The 24,402-nt window shown below is 63.4% G+C and carries 12 protein-coding genes; 2 read left to right on the plus strand and 10 right to left on the minus strand.

What is annotated here, in order from left to right:
• Positions 1-24 precede the first annotated feature (24 nt).
• On the plus strand, positions 25-12,402 hold the full coding sequence (locus MR825_RS06650) for an S-layer homology domain-containing protein (RefSeq protein ID WP_287879688.1): 12,378 nt from the start codon (positions 25-27) through the stop codon (positions 12,400-12,402).
• An 80-nt stretch (positions 12,403-12,482) separates the two neighbouring features.
• Positions 12,483-14,105 carry a S8 family peptidase gene (locus MR825_RS06655; protein ID WP_287879691.1) on the plus strand — a complete coding sequence of 541 codons (1,623 nt, stop codon included), beginning with the start codon at positions 12,483-12,485 and terminating at the stop codon, positions 14,103-14,105.
• Positions 14,106-14,245: 140 nt separating this feature from the next.
• Here the strand turns inward: MR825_RS06655 and MR825_RS06660 are convergent, their stop codons facing one another.
• The 10 genes from MR825_RS06660 to rpoN form a co-directional block, all read right to left on the minus strand.
• On the minus strand, positions 14,246-15,970 hold the full coding sequence (locus MR825_RS06660) for a sensor histidine kinase (RefSeq protein WP_287879694.1): 1,725 nt from the start codon (positions 15,968-15,970) through the stop codon (positions 14,246-14,248).
• A 79-nt stretch (positions 15,971-16,049) separates the two neighbouring features.
• Positions 16,050-16,718 carry a response regulator transcription factor gene (locus tag MR825_RS06665; protein ID WP_186906935.1) on the minus strand — a complete coding sequence of 223 codons (669 nt, stop codon included), beginning with the start codon at positions 16,716-16,718 and terminating at the stop codon, positions 16,050-16,052.
• Positions 16,719-16,766: 48 nt separating this feature from the next.
• Positions 16,767-17,411 carry a phosphate signaling complex protein PhoU gene (gene phoU / locus MR825_RS06670; protein WP_186906934.1) on the minus strand — a complete coding sequence of 215 codons (645 nt, stop codon included), beginning with the start codon at positions 17,409-17,411 and terminating at the stop codon, positions 16,767-16,769.
• A gap of 10 nt (positions 17,412-17,421) precedes the next feature.
• Positions 17,422-18,180 (minus strand): phosphate ABC transporter ATP-binding protein PstB, encoded by a 759-nt coding sequence (pstB, locus tag MR825_RS06675; protein ID WP_186906933.1) that lies wholly within the window; start codon positions 18,178-18,180, stop codon positions 17,422-17,424.
• Between the two features lie 10 nt (positions 18,181-18,190).
• Positions 18,191-19,057 (minus strand): phosphate ABC transporter permease PstA, encoded by an 867-nt coding sequence (pstA, locus tag MR825_RS06680; protein WP_186906932.1) that lies wholly within the window; start codon positions 19,055-19,057, stop codon positions 18,191-18,193.
• A 7-nt stretch (positions 19,058-19,064) separates the two neighbouring features.
• Positions 19,065-19,937, minus strand: coding sequence for a phosphate ABC transporter permease subunit PstC (gene pstC / locus MR825_RS06685; RefSeq protein ID WP_287879699.1), 873 nt, complete (start codon positions 19,935-19,937; stop codon positions 19,065-19,067).
• A gap of 108 nt (positions 19,938-20,045) precedes the next feature.
• Positions 20,046-20,939, minus strand: a complete 894-nt coding sequence (locus MR825_RS06690) for a phosphate ABC transporter substrate-binding protein (RefSeq protein ID WP_186906930.1) — start codon at positions 20,937-20,939, stop codon at positions 20,046-20,048.
• 309 nt (positions 20,940-21,248) lie between these two features.
• Entirely contained in the window at positions 21,249-21,899 is a 651-nt protein-coding gene (locus tag MR825_RS06695) for an HAD family hydrolase (protein WP_186906929.1), read from the minus strand.
• On the minus strand, positions 21,874-22,452 hold the full coding sequence (locus tag MR825_RS06700; protein WP_287879703.1) for a sugar O-acetyltransferase: 579 nt from the start codon (positions 22,450-22,452) through the stop codon (positions 21,874-21,876). Before MR825_RS06700 ends, MR825_RS06695 begins: the two co-directional genes overlap by 26 nt.
• Positions 22,445-23,815: an RNA polymerase factor sigma-54 gene (gene rpoN / locus MR825_RS06705; RefSeq protein WP_186906927.1), complete on the minus strand. Its 1,371-nt coding sequence runs from the start codon at positions 23,813-23,815 to the stop codon at positions 22,445-22,447. Before rpoN ends, MR825_RS06700 begins: the two co-directional genes overlap by 8 nt.
• Positions 23,816-24,402 lie beyond the last annotated feature (587 nt).

The raw sequence follows: 24,402 nt of genomic DNA on the forward strand, positions 1-24,402 counted from the left end.
GAAAGGATTGGAAGGAGGAACACAATGAGCGGGAAAAAAGGAAGCGGTGTGTGCAGGCGTCTGCTCTGTGCGGCGCTGACGGTGCTGATGCTCTTTGAGGCATCCGGCTCCGCGCTGGCCTATCTGGTGACGGGGGAGGGGAGCGCACCCACGTCCGTTGTCTACACGGATACGAACGGGAACACCCAGCCGGTGGACGAGAGCTGGGAGGAAACGTTCCCCTATGGCGCGTTTGCCTTTGAGACGTCCGGACTCGCCCTTTCGGAGGGGGAGAGCGGCGTCATCAAGGTCTACCGCCTGGGCGGGACCACGGGCCGGGCGACGGCCTATCTCACCTATGAGCCCGTTTTGCTCCAGGATGAGAACGGCGGGGCGGTGTACGACTATGCCGTCAGCGCCAACGATGTGGCCATCCAAGTGGAGGAGCCGCTGCCCCGCGCCCGGTATGACGCGGTGGGGATGCCGCCCGCGCCGGAGACGGGGGACGCGGCGGTGCGGGCGGTGCCCGACGAGCTGGGGTATTCCCTCCGGCTGTCCGAGACGGCGCAGAGCTATCAGTGGCAGATCCTCTCAGACGGCGCGTGGAAGGACATCCAGGACGCCGCCGGGGCGGAGGTCCCGGCGGACGCGGAGTTCATCGACAGCGGCAGCTACGATTACCGCTGCATCTACACGCTGGGCGGGGTGGAATACTGCTCGGTGTCCCTGCGCGGGACGGTCTATGAAAAGCCGGAGGAGGAAGTGCTGGCGCAGCGCCCGGAGGGCCTGGAGCTCAACGCCGAGCCGGTCTATACCCCGCTGGATCTGCTGGGCGAGGGGGAGGACCCCTATAACGGCTGGGCCTTCGAGCTGATCTTTGCCGACGGCGAGTGGGTCAAGGAGATCCATCTGGACGCGCTGACCGACCAGCTGCCGGAGGCCCAGGAGGCGGCGGCCTTCACCATCCGGGACTGTGAGGGCGGACAGGTGCTGGAAAGCGCCAATACCCTTCTGTTCCGCATTGAGGACGCCAACGATCCCGAGCCCAGCACGCTTGGCTTTACCGTCTCCGAGGTCACCGTAGACCAGGCGGACGGGACCGCCCAGGTCATGATCGAGCGGGTGGGCGGCGCACAGCGCCCGGTGTCTGTGGAGTATACCACGGTGGACGCGACCGCCCTGGCCGGACGGGATTACGCCCAGACCAGCGGTAAGCTGATGTTCTATGCCGGGGTAACGCGTCTGCCGGTAACGGTGGAACTCATCGACGACGGCGCGGCGTCCATGGAGCCGGTGTCGTTTGAAATCGTGCTTTCCGAGCTGCTGGGCGACGACAGCTGCCGATTCGCCCAGGATACGGTGCGGGTGGAGCTGATCAACTCCGGCCGGGGCGGCGCGGCCAATCTGGCCACCCAGCTCTATGACCCGGAGGCCGTGGATGTGTCCGGCGCCGTGGCCGAACGCGACGGCGCGGCCAACGCCGGAAGCGGGCGCGTCACCGGGGCGCAGGTGGCGGCGGAAGAGCCGGAGCCGGTCTATTCCACCCTGGTAGACGACGGCGCCCAGGGGGATATCTCCCTCCAGGCCTATGCCCCCTCCCTGAAGAAGATCGTCTTCGCAAACCCGCAGAGCGCCTGGACGGGCACGGCGGAAGCGGCGCAGAAGAGCTATTGGGGCATTGGAACCAATACCGACGGCGCCGCCGTACTCTACGGCGCCGGGGATACGGCCAAGAAGATCGGCAAGGATTATAACGGATCGGTAGATGTAACCATCGACAAGGGCGTCGCCCTGGCCAGCCGGAAGGACGCCGACGCGGTCTTGAAGTCGGCCGGGTGGGAGGCCCTGGGCGGCGCGCGGGAGATCGCGGGACAGCTGTTCAGCGGCTACCGCGCCGAGATCCTGACCCGGATGGGCCATGACACCTCTTATTTGGACGGGTTTACCTATAAATATTCCTATACGGAGCCCCGCCTCTGGCTCATGCAGGGCAGCACAAGTCTGGTGGACAATCCGCGCTATGTCAAGCGCTTCGGCTCGGGGCCGCAGGACAAGAGCTGGACGATCCGGGCTTCGGACGACGGCAGCAATTACTATAATCCCTTTTCCGGCACCTACAGCGGCGGCATGGGCTTTACGGGAAGCCTGAGCCTGGGCATGTCCCTGTGGTATGCCTCTTACGACAGCCACCAGCACGACGAGCTGAACGACGCGAGTATGGTCTGGCTGAAAAGCATGAGCCTGACCCGCCGCATTTTTGCGGTCGACGCCTTCAAGACCGAGGTGTCCACGCCCAACGACAGCAACACCGCGCCGGCAAACTGCGCCGTGCTCAGCGAGTCCAATTACAGCGGCTTCCAGCCCAAGGTGGAGATCGTCGGCGGCAAGGGCGGCGTGAACGGCTCCAACCAGCTTTATGTGGGCTCCACCGTCAAGATCACCGCCGGGACCGCCCCCGCGGGGTACTATGTCTCCAATGTGGTGGTCTATCAGAGCACAGACGGCGGAAGCACCTGGAAGACCTTCGGCAAGTTCGGCGCCGGCAGCTACGACGCGGCCGAAAAATCCTACACCTTCAAGCTGGTGGGCTCCGCCAGCGCGCCGCTGAATGACGGCGATCTCAGGGCCCAGTACAAGTTCCGGGTGTGTTACTCCCGCAGCAGCACCATTACGGTGGACTTTGAGAAGTCGGTGCCCCGCAGGGAAAACAGCCTGACCCAGATCGACACCGACAAGATCAACTATCCCCTCAACGGCTACTACGACGGCAGTACTTACGGCAGCGACCACGGCTTTACCTATGGCGTATCGGCTGCGATCACTTATGGCTACAGCACCTTCAACAGCAGCACGGGGGATTTCGGCACCGCCTGCACGGAGACGACGCTGGCCAAGCCTACCGCGCTGTCGGGGGCTGCGGAGTGGTCCTTTGACGCCACCAACATCCAGTGGGTCTGCTTCAATCTGTCCTCCAGGGATCTGCTGCTCATCAACGGCACCGCCTACGCGGGCAACGCCAAGATCTATTTGCAGGAAGCCGATTTCGCGGGCGGATTGAGCGTATTGTATTACCACGAGGACTACCGGACGGCCCAGAGCGCCATGAAGACGGCCATCTCCTGGATGGCGGTCTACTGGGACGCCAACGGAAACGGCAAGATCGACGGCTATTACAACGAGACCAACTCCAGTTTCGTGCTGACTGCGGTGGACGGCGTCCGGGATGAATTCTGCGCCTACGTCACCGGGGGTTCGGCCAACGAGACCCAGTTTGCGCCCAAGAAAAACGCCAACGGGGATTACTGCCAGTATTTTATCAAGGCCTGCTATACCATGACGCCCCGCAGCCTGGTGGTGCCGGAGGGAGCCAGCGAGAGCGAGCGGGCCCAGATCCTGCCCGCCCTCGTGACGGCGGTCAACCCGGACAGCGCCGCCTATTCCCGGCTGACGCCGGAGCAGCGGGCTTACCGCTATCTGGTCAGCGGCCTGACCCGGCAGAATTCCAGCGCAGCCGAGACCCGCTCCGCCGACGGACACCTCAAGTATGGAGCGGCGGCCAACGCCCGGAGCACCCTGGACATTCCTCTGGGCGGCGACGTTTCGCCTGCCACCCTGGCGGAGGGCGCTGCGGCGTATACCTGGAATCCGGTCTTCCGGGGGAACATGCTCTATCCCTTTGCCGCTCCGGAGCCCATCACCGTGGAAAACAGCATCGCCGGGCCTACCCCGGTGACGCAGCAGTATACCATTGAGCGGGACGAGGAGGGGATCATTACCGGCTATGCCTACACGGAGGAAGGGCTCAAGCGCATGAACGGCTACCTGAGCTCCTTTACCGGGACCACCACGTTCGCCCTGGTCACCCAGGAGCAGCGCTATTCCACGGCGGATATCCTGGCGGGCGTGCAGTCCGGCGTAAAGCTGGGCGGAGGGGCGGCCGGCACGGATGACGACACCCTGTACGTGCAGGATGCCGCGGACTATTCCGTCCGGCCGGACAGCGTTACCCTGGGCGGGTACTCCACCACACCCGACGCAGAGTACCTCAAGCAGATGCAGGATGAATCCTCGCCCAACTCCGACGTGGATATGGACGACTCCGGCAGCGAAATGAGCGAGTTCAACGTGGACCTGGGCATCAATCTGGGCTCCATGGAGCTGGCGGTCACCGACTATGTGACCATCCTGCTGGATGAAAACAAGGTGGGCTTTGCCGTGGGGCTGCCCTTGGGCGAAACAGGGGACGAGAGCAAGGGCTTTGCGGATAAGAATAAGGACAACTGGACGCAGTTCGGCGACTTCTTCAAGAAGGGGAACTTCGGCGGGGACGAGAGTTATAAAAAAGCCGCTACGGAGCATACCCGGAAGAAAAATGCGGACGCGGCGGCGGCGGCAGCCTCTCCCAATCCCTCGTCCCCGCCGCAGCCCAACCCGTACGACAAGACCCAGTTCAAGTCCAAGAGCTTCAGCGTGGGCTTTGCGGTGGGCCTGGCCTTCCTGTTTGAATACAATCCGCTGGACAACGGATATTATTTTGAGGGGATGACCGTATCCTTCAGCGTTTCGCTCACCTTCCGCATCCAGGCGCGGCTGACGGTGTGCCCCATCGTCTATTTCTACTTCCAGTTCGACGGCTCCATCGAGATCGCCACCGGGCTGGGGGTCATCCGGGATTCTGTGGAGATAACTCCGGCGGTGCTGGACGCCAAATCGGCCGCCAACTATGAAAAACAGATCAGCCTGACCTATATGGCGCGGCCCTCTGCCGGAGCGGTCATCACGCAGGCGGCCTACGAGAAACTGACGGCGGCGGGAAAGCTGCTCTACAAGGCGGCCGATCTGGCAGGCTACTACTACAGCGCCGCCTATCCGGCGTTTGCGGACGCCAAGGCGGTCTATCTGGAGACGGGGGATTACTTCCTGACGGGCGAGCAGTACGGCGTGCTTACCGACACGGAAAAGGAGAATTACGAGTGGACCGTCAGCGGCGCATACAACAAGAGCCATTACCGCAGCTACAGCGCGGCGCTGGAGGCCTACAACGCGGCCGCCGCATACTCCTTTGAAACGGGGTACAAGGCGTTCAACGTCCGCTTCTCCGGCAAATTGGCGGTGGACGTTTACACCAAGCAGGACGGCGCCTGGAAACCCGCCCCGGAGGGCTCCGGCTATATCAGCGGCTTTATCAGCTCCGACGGGAAGGCGGACACCCAGGTGGTGCTGAAAAAGCAGGACGGCATGACCCTGGCCGAGACGGTCAAGGTGGTGCTGCGGCCGCTGGACTACGATACGCAGACCACCCTCGACAAGACCACCATCTCTTACATCGCCCAGATCCAGGACATCCGCAACGAGGTGTACTGGAAGGGCATCAGCATCTCGCCCTCCATCGGCCTGGAGGTGGGCGCGGGCGTGGGCGTGGAACTGCTGAAGGTGGAGCTTTACGCCAAACTGGGCCTGGAGGCCACGTTCCTGCTGGGGGTATACAACACCAATTACGACCCTTATGACATGGACGCGGGCAACGATGAAAAGTATGCGCCCGCCTCGGTGGAGAGCTTTGGATTCTCCATCGGGATTGGACTGCGGGTGGTGCTGTTGGCCTTTACCTTTGAGCTGGACGCGGCCACCTACTGTGTGGATTATGACGGAGCGGACTGGGAGACCGGCTGGCATTTCCTCAATGACTGGGTACAGGACGCATCGGAGGACGGCTTCCTGGGGGTCACCATCCGCCCGCCCCAGAGCACCGAACAGAAGCTTTACGCGCCGGAGGACAACGCTGAGCCCGAACTGGGCACCCTGGCTTACGACCCAACCGACGAGACCGTGCCGTTCCAGCTTTCCGGCTACGGCAGCAGCGTGGACGCGGCCAACCTGAGCACCGCTGTGCTCCCCGGCGGGGATTACAAGGTGATCCGCGCGGGCGAGCGGGACTTTATCGTCTATACCGTCTCCCGGAGCGAAGCCGGTATCGCCGGGGAGGATGTCCCGCAGCTGGTCATGAGCGAGCTCAAGCGGGTCAACACGGCGGCGGACGGCCAGACGCCCGCATACAAATACGGCTTGGCCAACCCGACTGGAGCATCCGGAGCGGGCGTGCCGCTGTATCTCGTGCTGGACCCTGACGGCACCGGCGACCTGGACTTCGACGTCTGGGTAGAGGAAGGGAGCGACGGCACGAGCGGCGCCGCCGCCTACACCATCCACAGCACATGGGTGAGCTATGCCTCCGCCGCGCAGACGGAGCCCACTAAGCCCGGCTCGACCCCTTACGGCGGTATGAACGCGGACAACTATAAGACCATACCGGCGCCGTCCGCGCCCGCAGAGAGCGCCTACTACACGGCGACCGGCGTGACCTATACTACGGAGGAGTACGGCCAGCTGCCCCAGGAGGAACAGGCGCTGTGCAAGGAAACCGGTTCGGGCACCTGGACGAAATATACCCTCGCGGAGGGCTATGCCACGCTTGCGGCGGCGGAGAGCGCCTATCAGGCCGCGCAGAGCGCCTATGCGGCGGACCGGGACTCCTATCAGGCATGGCATGCCTACTACCTGTCCCTGGACAGCTACAACGCCTACCTCCAGGACCGGCTGAAGAGCGCGGCGCAGAACACCGTCCTCAAGGCCGCCGAATGGAGCTATACCAGCACGCCCTATTCCGGTGAGGGCGAGGGCGCGCCGGAGATCCGAAATGACGCGGCCTTCCATCCGGCCGAGATCCTGGGGGGCGACGGCGCGGGAGGCAGCGTGGGCTATGTGTTCGCACCCGCCTCCAACGGCAGCGGCAGCGCGGTGTTCTTCGGCAGCACGCTGACGCAGGATGCGTCCGGCGAGGCGTACGATCGGTACGTCCAGTTCCTGACGGACAGCGGGATGGCGGACACCGACTACGCCGACTACCTGAAGAGCACAAAAAAATCCACGCTGGACGTGCTGGGTACCCGGTCCAACCTGAACCTGGCCTGCCAGAGCGGCGGCGTATGGAAGGTATCCTCCATGGCGCTGGCCGAGGGACAGACGCTGGGCAACGTGGAGTTCACCCAGCTGGACGACGGCGCGTACTACCTGGCCTACACCACCCGGCAGGACGCCTACGAGGGCAGCGGCAAAAACGCGGATCATCTTACGGTGGAGCGGCTCTTCCTGCGCAAGGTCACGGCCTCCGGCGATACGGTCGAGTGGGGCACGCCGTACCTGCTGCGCATGACGCGGGATTACGACCAAGACAGCGGTAAGGACGGAATCTATACCGCCGCCGGGGCCTTTACCGCCTATGAGAGTCCCTATTTCTCCAACCTGAGCTTCCTGACCGCGGCGGTCGACAGCGATATGCTGACCGGAACGGAAGAATCCTTCTCCACGATGGCGGTGCAGGAGCATACCTTCCTGCTCTTTGAAATGAACGGGGCCACCTATCTCATTTTGGATGACAGCCTGAAGAGCATCACCGCATCCCAGACGGGCGCCATCCACCCCTTCTTTACCGGCGCGAAGCACGCGGACGGGGCGCAGGAGGCCTCCGGCAAGCTGGAGGTCACCATTGGCGCGGATGCCAAGGGCAACCTGTTTGCCGTCTATGTGGGGAGCGTGCCCAACACCACCAACAACGCCCTGTATCTGTCCGCATATGATCCGGCCACCAATACCTGGGGCGACGGGGTCATGCTGGCCATGCGCAACATGGACACCTATGAGGCGTCCCTCCGGTACGACTGGGGCAGCCTTACCGCTCAGGCGGCCTATCTGGGCCTTGCGGGAGAAGGCGGAGGCCTGCTGACCGACGCGGACGTGCGCAGCCTCTACGGTGAGGACGCGGACAACGTGCTGGCCAATCTGAAGGCCTACCCCGACGATCTGGGCGACAAGAACAACCTGACCTTCTCCAACGTACAGGCCGTGCAGGGCGCTGCGGGCGAGCTGCTGGTGCTCACGCAGGGGACGCTGGCCGAATTGGGCGTCGTCTCCTATACAAACGGCGCCGAGACCGCGTACATGGTCATGCCGGAGTATGCAGACGGCGGCATGAGCAGCTCCCTGGGCATGTATGCCGTGAGCTACGGAAAAGGCAGCCAGAATCTGGGCGAGGGGAAGCTTGCGTTCGGCCACACGGACTTCAGCGTGGGCAGCCGGCTCTATGTGAGCCTGAGTGCGGTCAACACCGGTGACACGGCCTTCCGGGGCAGCCCGGCGCAGCCCATCACCGCCACCCTGACCGCCGATGGTCAGGCGTTGGCCAGCTGGAAGATCGAAAGCAACATCCGCTCGGGACAGACCCTGGTCCTGGACGGCGACTGCGCCGCGCTGGAACGCGACCTGCCGGAGGGGACAACGTTCACCCTTACCCTGCAGGAGTACGAGGGGGCGGGCTACGAAGACCCCGCCAGCGTATCCGTCGACCTGTTCACGGTGGAGCAATACCCGGACCTGGGCGTGGAGGATCTGACGGTCACAGTCGCAAATGTTTCGGCAGACGGCAGCACGACCACGCTGAACGTGGAGTTCGTGGCTGCCAACCGGGGTTCCGGCAAGGCGGAGGGCGTCTATGCCCAGTTTACCTATGCCGATGCAACGGATGAAAACGGCGAGGCCACCTACGCGGTGCTCCCCCTCACGGGCAGCGACCTGACCGTCGACCAGGCCAGAAGGCTGGAGACCCTGGCGGCGGACGAAAACGGGGACGCCAATCTGGCGCAGGGGATCCTTTATCTCTACAACGCCGCGGACGGCAACAACGACCTGGAGGCCGGATACGGCAGGCGGGTCAGCGGCACCATCACAGTGCCTTCCAAGGCCTTCGCAGCGGGAGAGTCCGGCTACCTGAAGCTGAAGATCGAGCTGTTCACCGGTTCCGACCGGATTACCGGCCTGGACGCGGGCGTGGTCAACGCCGTACACGACGAGTACTACGCCGCCAATAACGCGCAGACGGTCGACCTGCAGGCAGTTACCCGCTATACCGCGGCTCCTTCCGTGGTCATCCCCATGGGGACCACCACGCTGGTGCCCGTGACCGCGGTCAGCGCCCGGGGGACCCGGCCCGCCCTCAGCGTCACGGAGATTGACGATGCCACAGACGGACCAAACATCGGCATACTCAATTTCCGGCAGAGCACGGCCGCAGGCGGAAGCGTCTCCGGCGTGTTGTCCATCACGCCCTCCAGGCCGGGCACCGGCGTCATCCATCTCTATGACGCGGATACGGAAAGCCGGGTCGCCGTGGCCTTTACCGTCACGGAGGCTGCCGAGGGCATCGATATCTTCAACGACAACGGCGCGTTCACCTTCTACAACGCCGACGGTACGCCCTACGATGCGGAAGCGGTCGGGAACCAGTCCTGGGCGTTCAACAGCGCCCCCGGCTGGGGCACGGGCGGGAGCGCGGAGATCCCCCTGCGCAGCAACCTGTCCATCGGCGAGCAGGGCGCATCCTTCACCTTCCGTACCGTGGCCGAGTCCATCGACCTTTATTTCCAGGGCTCGATCGAGGTGAGCAGCAAGGACTATCCCAACTATCAGGGCGACGCCTGTACCAACGCCACCGGCGGATCGACGCCCACGAAGATCACGCTCGGCTCGAACGACGACAACACGGCGTATACCGTGACCGTCAAGATCACCAGCACCACCGCAAGCTTTGACCGGCTGGTGGAGCACTATTCCGGCGGCGTGGTGCCTACGCCGGACTATGACGGGACCAACCCGCTCTTCATCTGGAGCCGCAGCTTCCCCGCCACGGCTTCCATCACGGGCGGGGGCGCGTCGATCCCCCTGTCCCTTTACGTGCTGGACAACAACGGGCTGGACTATATCAGCATAAACGGCACCCGCTGCAACGCCGCCAGCGGCGCGGTAACGCAGCTGGATGGGGACGGCCTGCTCTGGCGGTATGATTTCGGAGCCCTGGCCGCCAACGGGAACTACGACATCACGGCGGTGGATATCTCCGGAAACACCGTCAGCACCACCCTGATCGTGGATTGGTTCAACACGGCGGCTTCGGGCGACGAGACCACCGTGGCCGTACCGCGGTACGGTGCGGACTTCTATCTGGATGCGGCCAAGTGGGGTGGGACTCCCGTCGGTACGGGGGCCATCGAGAAACTGAACATCACCTTTACCGAGCAGAGCGGAAATGAAAAGGCCACTGGAAACACGCATGAAGTCTATTGCTTCGACGGCAGCAGTTTTGCGCCGATGACCGCCGAGGCCTCGAATGCGGCGATGTTCAAGGTCAGCGGAAACGGCATCTACTGGACCCGCACCGTAAACAGTGATAAGACCTGGAGCGCGCAAGTGCTATACATGGGCCAGGTGGACGCAAATCTGCCGCAGGTGACGCTGGCCTTCAACCAGGCCGGCGGAGCGCTGGAGTGGAGCGCCTACAAGACCGGAAGCGCAGCTGCGCAGATCACGGATGTGGCCGTCAACGGCTATAAGGTGAACGCGCAGCCGGGCAAGAACCTCTACGGGACGCTGGAGATCGCGTACAACGGTACCTACACCATCACGGCGGAGGATGCGGGCGGAAACCGGAACAGCATTGCATGCACCGTAGACGCCCTCAAACTGGACCTTGCCGGGTGCTCCGCCGCCTCCACCGGCGCCTGGAACCAGGCCCGGAACAACGGCAGAGTGGAAGCAGACTTGAGCGGGGCCGTCGGCGCCTCCTATCACGGGGAGGATTCCAACGAGGCACAAACCGACTATCATGCCCGCTACCAGACGGCGCTGGTCCCCGGCGGCTATGACCTGAACGGACTGGCGGAGGACACGGAACTGGTCTGGACGCCGGTGAACAAGGGCAACGCGTTCCGGTGCGTCTACGAAGGCCTGACCCCCGGCGCGTACCTGCTGGTGGTACGGGACGCGGCAGACCCGGCAAATGTGAGCAGTCTGCCAGTGAGCGTGGCGGACGACGCCATTACGGTGCGGGCTGCCACCCTGAATGCATCCAGCAGCTCCGCATCGAACGGACAGGTGCTGGCCACCGCGGCAGGCGGCAACACGGAAAGCTTTGAGTTTGCCATCCTGGCCGCACCCGGCTACAAGGGCAGCACGCCCGGCATCGCAGACTTCCTCGCGCTGGACACAGCGCAGAGCACCCAGGATGACATCGTCTGGAGCCTGGCCGACGACCCGGCGGTCAATCAGCGGGCCAAGACCTTTACAGGCCTCAAGGCGGGGCAGTATCTGGTGGCGGTGCGCGGCGTCTATGGCGCCACGCAGGCACAGCTCGCGACGCTGGTTGCCGACCGGAAGACGCTGAACGACGCCAAACAGGCGCTGGCAGAGGCGAAGAACCCGGCTGCGGAGGAGCTGGAACGGCTGAAGGCCGCCGTAGAAGCCGCACAGGCCGGATATGACGGCGCGGTACAGACGGTCCAGAATGCTTCGGCGGCGGCTTACGAAGGCGCGGGCGGCTATTGGGACGGGGCGGACGTGATCGTGGTGACCGTCGTTGACAACAGCATCTTCGGCGGCTCCTCCAGCGCGGGCAGCCGCAGCAACCTGCGCGGGGTCAGCGCGGACGGCAACGGCTCGGCGGTGTATACCATCAAGTCGTCCAAAGCGGACCTGACCCGTGCGGACAGCCAAAGCATCGTGGAGGCTAACCAGACCAGCAATGTGGTGCTCAAGGGCGGCGGCCTGGCCGTTTATATCCCCAGGGGCACGCTGGAGGAAGGCTTCGACGTGAACCGCCTGATCGTAAAGCCGGATGAGGCAAAAAGCGGCATGGTGGTGCAGTATACCGACCTGGGCGGCACGGCGGTCATCCTGCCGTGGTGCCTGGTTTCGGACGGCGCCGCGCAGTATATCACCGCGGGCGCGGGAGACTACGAGCTGGTGATGGGCAGCGCCGATTTCAAGGATACCGATTGGCTTTGGGGCGCTGAGTCCATCGGCTTTACCGCCCGCAGGGAGCTGTTCACAGGTACGGGCGAGGGTCTGTTCTCTCCCAACCTGCCCATGACCCGGGCCATGTTCGTTACCGTGCTCTGGCGCATGGCGGGCAGCCCGGCGGCGGAGGGCGGGCTGACCTTCACCGATCTGAAGGGCGAGTGGTACCGCCAGGCGGTACGGTGGGCCGTTGCAAACGGTATCGCGGACGGCTACAGCGCCGAGCGCTTCGGACCGGACGACCCGGTCAGCCGGGAGCAGATGTGCGTGTTCCTGTGCCGTTTCCTGGAGCACCTGGGCTGGACGCTGGACCGGGAGTTCTCCGGCGCGGCGTTCGCCGATGGCGCGGGCATCAGCACCTGGGCGGCGGACTGCGTGGATATCTGCACCCGGGCCGGCCTGGTCCAGGGCGTCGGCGGGAACGCCTTTGCACCGAAGCAGAGCGCAAGCCGCATGGAGGTGAGCACGCTGCTGACCCGCTTTGTGACAAAACTGGTTGAAAAATACTGCGGCGTATGAGAGAATAAGAACTGCGGGGACCGCCTTGCGGTCCCCGCAGGCGCGTTCCGGACGCAAAATGGAAAGGAGGCACATGGCGGATGAGACGGCTGGGCTATCGGGCGCTTGCGCTCCTGACGGTAGCGTCCGTCCTGCTGCTGTCCCCCGGACGGGCGGCGGAGCAGCCGGAGACGGAGTTCGACGGATACCTGGTGCGCCTGAGCGATCCGAGGGAATGGAACGGCCCTGTGCTTCTGAGCGCAGGCACCTGTGAAGAAGTAAGCGACGGACTGTATCGGGTGGAGGATCTGGAGACGGCCCAGGCAATGGACCAGCTGGGCATGGCGGAGTACTACGAGCCCAATTACCGCCTGGAGCTGCTGGAGAGCGGAAGCTATATGCCCGCTCAGTGGAACCTGCTCACGGTCCATGCCCAGACCGCCTGGGAGCATACCGACGGGCAGGGCGCGTACGATATGCGCGGTACGGGAGTCACGGTGGCGGTGATCGACTCCGGAGTGTACCGGGAACATCCGGATTTCAAGCAGGAGCATATCCTGGATTACTACGATCTTGCGGGCACCGACGACGGGGTGGACGTCTGGCACGGCACCTTTGTGGCAGGCGTTATCGCGGCCCAGGTGAACAACGCCCTGGGGGTGGACGGGGTAGCCCCGGATGTGACGATTCTGCCTATTTGTGTGACGAAAAACGGGGGTTCGGATACCGCCCTGCTGATCCAGGCCATCGATTACGCCGTCAAACAGGGCGTGGATGTGATCAACCTCAGCATCGGGGGGAAGTACGGAAACGAAAGCCTGAAAAAGGCCTGTCAGGATGCGGTGGATGCCGGAATTCTCGTCATCGCCGCCGCGGGAAATTATAAGTCCGGCGAGACAAAGAGCAGCGCCTGTTACATGTACCCCGCCTCCTACGACGGCGTAGTGAGCGTGTCCGCCTGCAAGCAGGACGGGGAAACGGTGAGCTTTGATTCCAGCTACTCCTACTTTAACGACAGGGTCACGGTGGCCGCGCCGGGTACGGGCGTACAGTCTCTCTATCTGGATGGGGGTACGGCGACCAAACAGGGCACTTCCTTTGCCGCGCCGGTGGTCACGGCCATGGCCGCCATGGCCAAGCAGCGCAGCCGGGCGATCGCCCCGGAGACGTTTGCAGCGCTGCTCTGCGGCAGCGCTGTCGATCTGGGCGAGGCGGGCTACGACCTGTACTATGGTTTTGGACTGGCGGACATCGCAGCCTTCGCCGGGGCGCTGGACCGAAGCTATTCCGTCACCTATCGCCTGGGCGCGGAGGATGCGGCGTTTGCGCCGGGCGCGCAGGTTCCCCGGGCGTATGCCCTGGGGCCGGAGGATATCCCCCTGCCGGAGCCGGTCCGGCCGGGGTACCGCTTTTTGGGCTGGTACGAGACGGAGGACGCTTCCGGTACGCCTGTTGGGGAGCTCCCGGCCGGCTGTGTGGGGGACAAGACCTATTATGCGGCATGGAGCGATGTCTCCACCCGCTATTTCGCACAGTATGCTTCCGATGGGCGGCTGCTGGCGGTAGAACAGCTGCCGCAGGGGACAGACCGCATTGCGGACGTGGAGGTGGAGATCCGGGACGGGGCCGTGCTGGGCAGCCTGTTCTGGGTGGATGAGACCGGCGCGCCGCTGAGAGAAGCCGAATACGCGTTACTGAACGGGACCCGTACGCCGGAGTCCTGAACCCCCCGCGAAACTGTCGAAAAAGCGGCTGAACGCTGCCAGGCGGGCGATGACGATCCTGTTTTGACAAGCGGGACCCCGCGCCGTATCCCTTCGGGGGTGCGGCGCGGGGTCCCGTTCTGTCTGCGGTGACGTGTGGTCTATTCTGCAAGCGGTAGGGTAATGGTGAACACAGAGCCCTTGCCGACGGTGCTGGAGAGCGTGACCCGGCCGCCATAGAGCTGGACGATATGCTTGACGATGGCCAGCCCCAGGCCGGTACCGCCGTTTTTGCGGGCGCGGCCCTTATCGACCCGGTAAAAACGCTCAAAGACGCGATTTTTGGCCTCATCGGGAATGCCGATGCCGGTATCGGACACACAGATCACAGCCTGGCCGTCCCGGGCGGCGGCGTTCACCTCTACCCGGCCGCCGGGCTCGTTGTACTTGAGGCCGTTTTCCATCAGGTTGAGCAGCAGCTCCTTCAAACGGCCCTGCGGCACGGCCACAGAGGCGGCGCTGCCGGATACGTTCAGCGTTACGCCGGCCTTTTGCGCGGCGGGGGCGAGAAGCGCGGCGGTCTCCCGGGCTACGCTCAGAACGTCGGAATGCTCCTCGCATTGGGCAATGGCGACCGACTCCAGCTCGGAGAGCTTGAGAATGTCGTTGATCAGATCGATCAGCCGGTCGACCTCCACACCGATCATGGTGATAAAACGCTTTTGATCCTCCGGAGAGGCCACCATACCGGTGGAGAGCATGTCGGTAAAGCCTTTGATGGAGGTCAACGGAGTTTTGAGCTCATGAGAGACGTTGGCGGTAAATTCGCTGCGGATGCCTTCCGCTTTTTTCAGCTCGGTCACGTCGGAGATCAGGATGGACGTGCCCACCCGCTGGCCCTCATACTGGCGGCCGGAGACGGGTGAGATGAACATGCGCAGGCTGCGGGCCTGTTCGGTGAGGGCGTCCACATCCAGCACCACGCCGCTGTGCCGCTGCTTGGATTCGGCAATGGCTTCCCGCAGGCGGCGGGAACGGGTGAGCAGCAGAGCGCCGTCCTCTTCCCCCTCCGGAATGCCGAACAGGGAACGGGCCGCGCGGTTGATGGCCAATACGCTGCCGCCCTCGTCCAGCAGGATCAGACCCTCGCCCATGCAGTCCAGGATGAGTCCCACCTTGTCCCGCTCGGCGGTGATGGACTGAATGTAACCGCCCAGCCGCTCCATGAGCTTGTCGATATAGCGCAGGATGGGCCGCAGCTCGTCGTCGGCCTGGAATTCCTCCAGGACCGGGGTCTGGGTGCCGTCCAGAACGCCCTGCAGGGCGCCGCCCACGGCGTTGAGGGGCTCCAGGACCTTGTTGGCCGTGCGCCGGGACAGGATCACGGTCAGCAGCACGCCCGCCGCGGAGGCCAGCAGAAAGCCCCATACGCTGCTCAGGGCCAGGCTGTTGATGGAGGACAGGGGCATGGAGGCACGGCCCACCATACCGTCGGCAAAACGCTTGGCCACATAGAACATGTCGGTGCCCAGCGTGTCCGAGCGGCGGGTAGCCTCCCCCCAGCCGGTGGAGGAGGCCAGTTCCACCTCGGGCCGCGTACCGTGGTCGTCCAACAGCGCCGGGTCGGCCTCCGTATCGGCCAGTACCGTACCGTCCGTGTCGATGATGGTCAGGCGTTTTTCCGGGGCGGCCTGCAGGAACTGGGCGACCACACCCTCCGGGTCGGTGATGGCGCTTTGGGCGTCCATGAGGATCAGCAGTTCCCGGAGATTTTCCCGGGCGGCCTCCACCTCCCGGCTGCGGAACATGAGCACCCCCACGAGATTGGAGATGAGCAGGGCGCACACCACGGTAAGCAGCGTAGCCCCGATGATACGTTTTTTCATTGACAGGACCTCCGGAAATAGGAGTGGGGGACGGCGGGCCGGGCGGGCCGGCCCTGTGAGGGGATGGGAAAGGGCGTTCTCAGCTCATTTTATAGCCCACGCCCCGGACGGTGGTGATCACGTCCTCCCCCAGCTTTTGGCGCAGGGCTTTGACGTGCATATCCACGGTGCGGGTCTCGCCGGTGTAATCGTAGTCCCAGACGGCCTGAAGGATCTCGTCCCGGGTGAGGGCCACGCCCTGGCGGGTGCACAGCAGGCGCAGAAGCTCGAATTCCTTAAAGGTCAGTTCCACCAAAACGCCGCTCTTGCGCACCTCGCGGGCGGCGGGATCGATCTCCAGGTCGCCGCAGGTCAGGATTTGATCGCCCTTCCGCTGGGTGCGGCGAAGCACCGCTTTGACCCGTGCCTGAAGCTCCATGATGCCGAAGGGCTTGACCACATAGTCGTCCGCGCCCGCCTCGAGGCCGGAGACACGGTCCATCTCAGCGGTGCGGGCGGTGAGCATGATGACCGGGATGTCGCCGGTGTCCCGGCCTGAGCGCAGGCGGCGCAGGATCTCCAGGCCGTCCATGCCGGGAAGCATGATATCCAGGATGTACAGGGCGGGCAGGCTTTCGCCCTCTTCCTCCTGGAAGAGGGCCTCCCCCGACTCATAGGAGCGCACGGCATAGCCCACCGACTGGAAATAGTAGCGCAGCATCTCGCGGATGCTCTCGTCATCCTCCACCACCACGATGGCTTTGGGCATGTGATCACCTTCCGTTTTGTTTGCTTGTGCAGGGGCGGCGCCCCTGCGTTATCCGACCAGCGCGCCGGTGACGCAGAAAATGGCCCACTGGGCAATGTTTACCGCGTGGTCCGCAATGCGCTCCAGATACTTGGCGATGATAATGAGATCAATGGCCTGGTCGGCCGCCTCGCGGTTTTCCACGATCAGCTCCACCAGCTCTCCCTTGATGGTGCGGAAGAACTCGTCGATCTCATCGTCCAGGGCGATGACCGCGCGGGCGGCTTCATCGTCCCGGTTGACGTAGGCAAAAATGGAGCGCTTGACCATGACGGAGGCCTTCTGGCTCATGGTGCGGATATCCAGAAGGGTACGGTCCTGCTTCTGCTGCTGAAGCAGCAGGGAGATCTCCGCGATGTTGGCGCACTGGTCGCCGATGCGCTGCAGGTCGGTGACCATTTTCAGGGCCGCCGAGATCGTGCGCAGATCCCGGGCCACCGGCTGCTGCTGCAAAAGCAGCCGCAGACAGCGGTTTTCGATGTCCCGCTCCATCTGATCCATACTCCTGGTCATCTCGATCGCCGCCTTGGCGGCGGCGTCGTCGCTGGAAGAGAGCGACTCCGTCACCACGTCGATGGCGTCCTCGGCGGCGGCGGACATGTTGATCATTTCGTAGTTGAGCTCCTGGAGCTCCGCGTCAAAGGTCTTTCTCATGGTTGCCTCCTTATCCGAACCGCCCGGTAATATAATCCTCCGTGCGCTTGTCTTTGGGCATGGAGAACAGTTGGGTGGTCTCGCCGAACTCGATCAGCTCACCCAGCAGGAAAAACGCGCATTGATCGGAGATACGGGTGGCCTGCTGCATATTGTGGGTGACGATGACGATGGTATAGTCCTGTTTCAGGTCCGCGATCAGGTCCTCGATTTTGGAGGTGGAGATGGGGTCCAGAGCGCTGGTGGCCTCGTCCATCAGCAGGATATCGGGTTCCACGGCCAGCGCGCGGGCAATGCAGATGCGCTGCTGCTGGCCGCCGGAGAGGCCCAGTGCGGACTTTTTCAGACGGTCCTTCACCTCGTCCCAGATGGCGGCGCCGCGGAGCGAGTTTTCCACGATATCGTCCAGCTTGCTTTTGTTCTTGACGCCGTGGGTGCGGGGGCCGTAGGCGATATTGTCGTAGATGCTCATGGGAAAAGGATTGGGCTTTTGGAAGACCATGCCGATCTGCTTGCGCAGCCAGGTCACATCCAGGCTGGAGTCATAGACCTCCCGGCCGCGGTACTTGACGCTGCCGGTGATGCGCACGCCGGGCACCAGGTCGTTCATCCGGTCCAGCGTTTTCAGAAAGGTGGATTTGCCGCAGCCGGAAGGACCGATGAGGGAGGTGACCTTTTTTTCCGGGATATCGATGGATACGTCCTTCAAGGCGTGGGTAGGACCGTAATAGAGATTGAGCCCCTGGGCGGAGAGAATGGTATCGTCCATGGCGGCCTCCTTACTTTTTCTTTAGCTTCTTGCCCACCAGTTTGGCGGTCAGATTGATGACCAGGGTGAGCAGCATCAAAATGGCGGCGATGGCGAAAGCCACGTCAAATTCCGCGCGCTCCTTGGCGTACACATACAGTGCCACCGTCAGGGTAGCGCCGGAGCTGTGGAGGAAGTTGCCCCAGGAGGCGAAGAAATGGTTCAGGGACATGCCCATACCGGCGGTAAACAGAAGAGCGGCGGATTCCCCCACGATACGGCCCACCGCCAGGATGCAGCCGGTGACGATGCCGTCCACCGAGGAGGGGAGCACGATGGTGCGGATCATATGCCACTTGCCGGCGCCAAGGCCCAGCGCGCCTTCCCGGTAGGACTGGGGGACGGTCTTCAGGCTCTCCTGGGTGGTGCGCACGATGGTGGGCAGCGTCATAATGACCAAGGTGAGCGCGCCGGCCAGCAGAGAGGATTGAAGACCCAGGAACTGACAGAAGAAAAGCATGCCCACCAGGCCGTAAATAATGGAGGGGATGCCGGTAAGCGTCTCGGTGGCAAATTCGATGGCCGAGACCAGACGGCGGTTTTTGGCGTATTCCGTCAGGTAGATGGCGGCGCCCACGCCCAGGGGGAGGATGAAGATCAGGGTGAGGACCACGATATAGACCGTGTTGAGAATATTGGGCAGGATACCGATGGTATCCTTCAGGTAGCTGCTCTGGGTGGAGAGCAGGTTCCAGGTGATATGGGGCAGGCCGCGGTAGAAGATATAGCCGATCATGAAGACCAGCAGCGCGCAGGTGAGCCCTGCGCTGAGGTAGAGCAGCAGGCGCAGGGCGCGGTCATACAGGCGGCGCCTGCCGGACAGCGGCTTCCTTTCCATCAGTATATCACCCCTTCTTTCCTTTGAGAAGTGTATTCAGAATGACGTTGATCAGCATAATAAAGAGAAACAGCACCAGCGCGATGGAGAAGAGGGCCTGGCGCTGGAGTCCGGCGGAATAGGACATCTCGCTGGCTACGGCGGTGGTGAGGAATTTGACGCTGTTGAACAGCGAGGGCATATTGGCCACGTTTCCGGCGACCATGAGGATGGCCATGGCCTCTCCAATGGCGCGGCCGATGCCCAACACCACTGAAGCGGCGATTCCGCTGGAGGCGGCCGGGACGGAGACCCGGAACACCGTTTCGATCCAGGTGGCGCCCAGGCCCAGGCTGGCCTCCTCATACTCGGGGGGCACCGCCTTGAGCGCGGTTTCCGACACGCTGATGATGGAAGGGAGGATCATGACGGCCAGCACGAGGATGGCGGCGAAGAGACTGGCGCCGTCGGGCAGATGGAACCACTCCCGCACCGCGGGGACCAGCACGATCATACCGACCAGACCGTAGACCACCGAGGGAATGCCCGCCAGCAGGTCCACCGCCGGGCGAACGACGGCGGTGAGCCTGGGCGGGGCCACCTTGGCCAGAAAGATCGCGCAGAAAAGCCCGATGGGAACGCCGATAAGGATAGCGCCCGCCGTGCCGTAGACGGAGGTGAGGATGAAGGGGAGGATGCCGAACTTGGGCTCGGCGGCGGTGGAGGCCCACTCCCGACCGAACAGGAACTCGACAAGGCCGATCTCCCGGATGGCGGGCAGGCCCGTGAGGACAAGGTATACGCTGATGAACAGGACAAAGGCGACGGCGATCAGGCCGCAGATCAGGAAGACGATGTTCATCGCGACTTCCAGCGCATTGCGCGCGCCCTTCGTTTTCATGGCAGATCCGCCTTTCCGGGTTTTAGAATGTATCAGAAGCCGTGGACAGCCCCGAACACGCCGACCGCACAAGGCGGGGGCGTGTTCGGGGGAGAGGGATTGGATGGGTTACTTCACAGGGGGCACAGCGCCGGCGGCGCGGATGATGTCGGCCACATCGCCGCTCATGGCGTAGTCCAGGAAGGCCTGGGTGGCGTCCGAGGGGGCGGCGCCGTCCTTGGTGACCATCACGAAGGGACGCTGGATGGCGTAGCTGCCGTCCTGCACGGTGGCCTCGCTGGCCTCCACGCCGTTGACCTTCACGGCCTTGACGGTGTCGTCCACGGCGGAGAGAGAGGCATAGCCGATGGCGTTGGGGTTGGAGGCTACGTTGGCGATCACATCGCCGGTGGAGGTGAGCTCGTTGGTGTAGACGCACTGGTCGGCCACGCCCACGATCTCTTCAAAAGCGCCGCGGGTGCCGGAGCCGGCTTCACGGCCGATGAAAGCCACGGGGCCGTCGGCGCCGCCCAGTTCAGACCAGTTGCTGATCGCGCCGGTGGCCAGCTTGGCGATGTCTTCGACGGTCAGGTCCTCCACCGTGTTGGCGGGGTTGACAATGATGGCCACGCCGTCCAGGGCGACGATATGGGCCACAGCGCCATTGGAAACTTCCTCGTCCTTCAGCGCGCGGCTGGAAAGGCCGATGTCGCAGGTGCCGTCCAGGATGCTCTGGATGCCGCTGCTGGAACCGGTGCCGCTGTAGCTGACGGTCACGCCGCTCTGGACGGAGCCGAAGGATTCGATCAGGGCGCCCATCACCTTTTCCATAGAGGTGGAGCCGTTGGTGTTCACAGTGCCGGACAGCGCGGCGGGCGCCTGAGTCTCGGGAGCACTGGTCTCAGGGGCGCTGGTCTCGGGAGCGGGGGTGCCGGCGGAGCCGCCGCCGCTGCCGCCGCAGCCGGCGAGCATACCGACGCAAAGAGCTGCGGAGAGCAGCAGAGCAAGGGTCTTCTTTTTCATTTTTTCGATCTCCAATCATGCATGTTTTGTTGATTTCTCGGGAACAATAATCAGTATATCCGCCCATTGTAAAGTTGTCGCGCAAGGATTTGTAAAGTGTGTGTAAAGCGCCGCGGTAGTAGGATTGCCGGTTTTGCGCCGAAAAAAACGCCCATCCCGCTTTGTAAAGCGGGATGGGCGTTTCCGGCGGCCGAACAAGCGGCTTTGCCGCTTGTTTGAAGCAGCTGCGGCCTGCTGCGCGCACTCGCTGCCCCCCCATAGGCGGGCAGCTCGCACACCTGCGGGGCGTTTCCAGCGCCTGGGATCGCCTCACAGGCCAAGCCAATTCTTCAGGTCCATAAGGTCGGGGGCAATATGATCGCAGGGATAAGGCGCGAAGGCGGAAGCGGGCGTGGTGCCGTTGAGAACCGCGCAGAAATGGGCTCCGGAGCGCTGGGCGGCCTGTGCGTCGAGAATGGTGTCTCCGCAATAGAGCACCTGATCCGGCGTCAGGTTCAGAGCGGCCACGGCGGCCAGGATCCCCTCCGGGTCAGGCTTGGGCCGGGCGACCTGGTCGCCGCCGGTAACGGAGCAGAGCAGACGGACCACGTCCAGGTGCTCCAGCACTCCGCGCAGCGTGGAGCCTTTTTTGCTGCTGACCACGCCGGCGGGGATGCCCCGTTCCCGCAGGGCTTCCAGCAGCGCCCGTGCGCCGGGGAAAAGCTGCGTGGTGGAGATTTGGAGCGGGTTGGCCTTTTCCACGTAATACCGGCGGAACAGGGCCCGTTGGCCGGGGTCGCCGTCTCCGGTGAGAAGGGTGTAGCCGTCTTCCAGAATATAGCCCACCGTTGTCCGGACCGACTCCCGGTCCGGTTCGGCCAGTCCCATCCGGGCAAAGGCATACTGGAAGCCGGTCACGATCGCCTCGGTGGCGTCCCCGAGCGTATAATCAAAATCAAAAAGTACCGCTTGAAATTTCATGAGCTCCATCCAATCGTCTGATGATTTTGGCGGGATTGCCCGCCACCACGCAGTGATCCGGTACGTCGCGGGTGACCACCGCTCCGGAGGACACCACCACGTTGCTGCCGATGGTCACGCCGGGATTGATGACCGCGTGACCGCCGATCCATACATCGTCCCCGATGGTGACGGGCCTGCCGTACTCCAGCCCCAGTCGGCGCTGGGCGCCCTCGATGGGGTGGGTGGCGGTATAGATGCCCACGTGGGGGCCCAGCATGCAGTCCCGGCCGAAGGTCACGGGGCACTCATCCAGGATGACGCAGCCCGCGTTGGCGTAAAAGCGCTCTCCCACGGAGATGTTGCAGCCATAGTCGCAGTGAAACCCCGTTTCGACCCAAAAGGACTGGCCGGTTCGCCCAAAGAGCGAGCGCAGCTGCGCTACGGCCGCCTCCCGGTCACGGGTGTGGTTGAAGTCGAACAGGACCTCCCGGCAGCGGTCGGCCGCGGCCTCGATCTCCGGGTCCGCGCAGGAAAAGGGTTTTCCGGAAAGCATATCGTCCCAGCTACTCATACTGCTTCCTCCCGGTCGTGCTGGGGATGTGCAGTTCATCCCGGTATTTGGCCACGGTACGGCGGGACAGAGCGCAGCCCTGCGCGCTCATCCGTTCGCACAGCTTTTGATCTGAGAGGGGCTTGCGTTTATCCTCCTCCGCGATGAGCTTTTTCAGCAGCGCCTTGGCCGCATCCGGGGAAGCGGCGTCGCCGCCGTGGAGAGTGGGGCCCAGGCTGCGGGAGAAAAAGTAGCTCAGGGGATACACGCCCATGGAGCACTGGATATACTTGTCCTTTACCGCGCGGCTCACCGTGGACTCGTGCACGCCGATGCGCTCGGCCACATCGGCCAGGGACAGGGGGACCAGATGGCCCGGACCCTTGCGGAAAAAGGCCTCCTGAAGATCCAGGATGCACTCGGCACAGGACATGAGGGTGCTGCGCCGCTGCTCGATGGCACGCACCATCCACTTGGCCTGCCGGACCTTGCCGCTCAGGTATTCCTTGACCTCGTTCTCGTCGCTCTCCTTCATCAGACGGGTATAGTAACTGCTGATGTTCAGCGTGGGGAAAAAGTAGTCGTTGGTCAAAAGCTCAAAGTGATCGGGAAAGCTGACCACGATGATGTCGGGATTGATGTAGGTCAGATTCTCCCGGGCGGCAAAGCCGGTGCCGGGGCGGGGATTCAGGGATCGGATCAGCTCGCAGGCCTCGCGGACTTCCTCCGGTCCCGCCTTCAGTTCCCGGGCGATGAGGCCGTAGCGGCTCTTGGAGAGCGCCTCCAGCTGGCTCTGGGCGATCTGCACCGCCAGGGCGTTTACCGGCGCGCGCCGCTCCAGCTGGAGACGCAGACACTCGGATAGGTCCCGCGCGCCCACGCCGGCGGGTTCCAGGGTCTGCACCACCCGCAGCGCCTGCTCCAGCAATGCCTCCGGCTGGCCCAGATCCGCGGCCAGGGAGGCCAGGTCCTCGTCCAGCCAGCCGCTCTGGTTCAGATTTTCCACCAGAAATTCCGCACAGGCCATGACGGGCGCATCCAGCTCCAGCACCCGGAGCTGGGAAAGAACGTAATAATAGAGATTCTCGTCGGAATCTTCCGTGGTGCCGTAGTTGTGCAGGGGGCTGTCTTCTTCCTCCGTATCCTGCTGATGATAGTAACGATTCTGAGGGTCTGTGGACTCCAGCCACTCCAACTTTCGACGCAGTATGGAGAACTCATCCTGCTTGTCATAGTTCTCCTCCGGTTCCAGCACGGGATTCTCCTGGACTGCCTCCTCGATGTACTCCAGCAGCTCCTGAGAGCCCATCTGGAGGACCTCCATGGACTGCATCATCTGCGGGGAGAGAGACTGGGTCTGCTTCTGCGACATGTTCAGCTCCAACGTGCTGCCCTCCCTTCCATTTGACAATTTCACTCAAAAGAGAGTATACCACGAAAAGGGGGGCGGATTCAACATTTGCCGGTGTAGAAAATAAGCCCGCCCCGAAAGGGTGGGCTTCAGCCTGTCGAAAAAGGCCTTTTTCGGCAGAGGGATGCATGACGGACAGGGCTCGATTCTTGCAGAAAAGTCGCCCTGTGCGTCATGAGAGGCGCCATTTCCGACGCGCATCCCCCAGGGGACCCTCTCTTGCCCCTGCGGGGCAATTCATCTTGCCACAAGGAGTGGCATACGCCTTACGGCGTAGGGAAGGGCGGGAAGTCCGGAAATAGAACGGGCGTTCTATGAAACGTGCAATCCGTTGCGGCCCAAGGGATTGCCAAATTTTAACTGCTGTGACGTACCGAAAAAGGAGGACAAAAATGGGGCACAAAAGAGGGAAGCTGGCTCGGTTTGAGGACGGAGTGAAGGCCATGAGCGCCCACGAGCGGGAGGCGCTGAGGCGGGCCATGCAGGCCGCGCAGGAGGACCCGGCCATGCTTTCGCGCATCACAGCCATAGCCGCAGCAAGAGGCGAAGCCGTCCGGAAG

The organism is Lawsonibacter sp. (genome assembly GCF_022777125.1).
In the GTDB taxonomy this organism is placed as follows: domain Bacteria; phylum Bacillota; class Clostridia; order Oscillospirales; family Oscillospiraceae; genus Lawsonibacter_A; species Lawsonibacter_A hominis.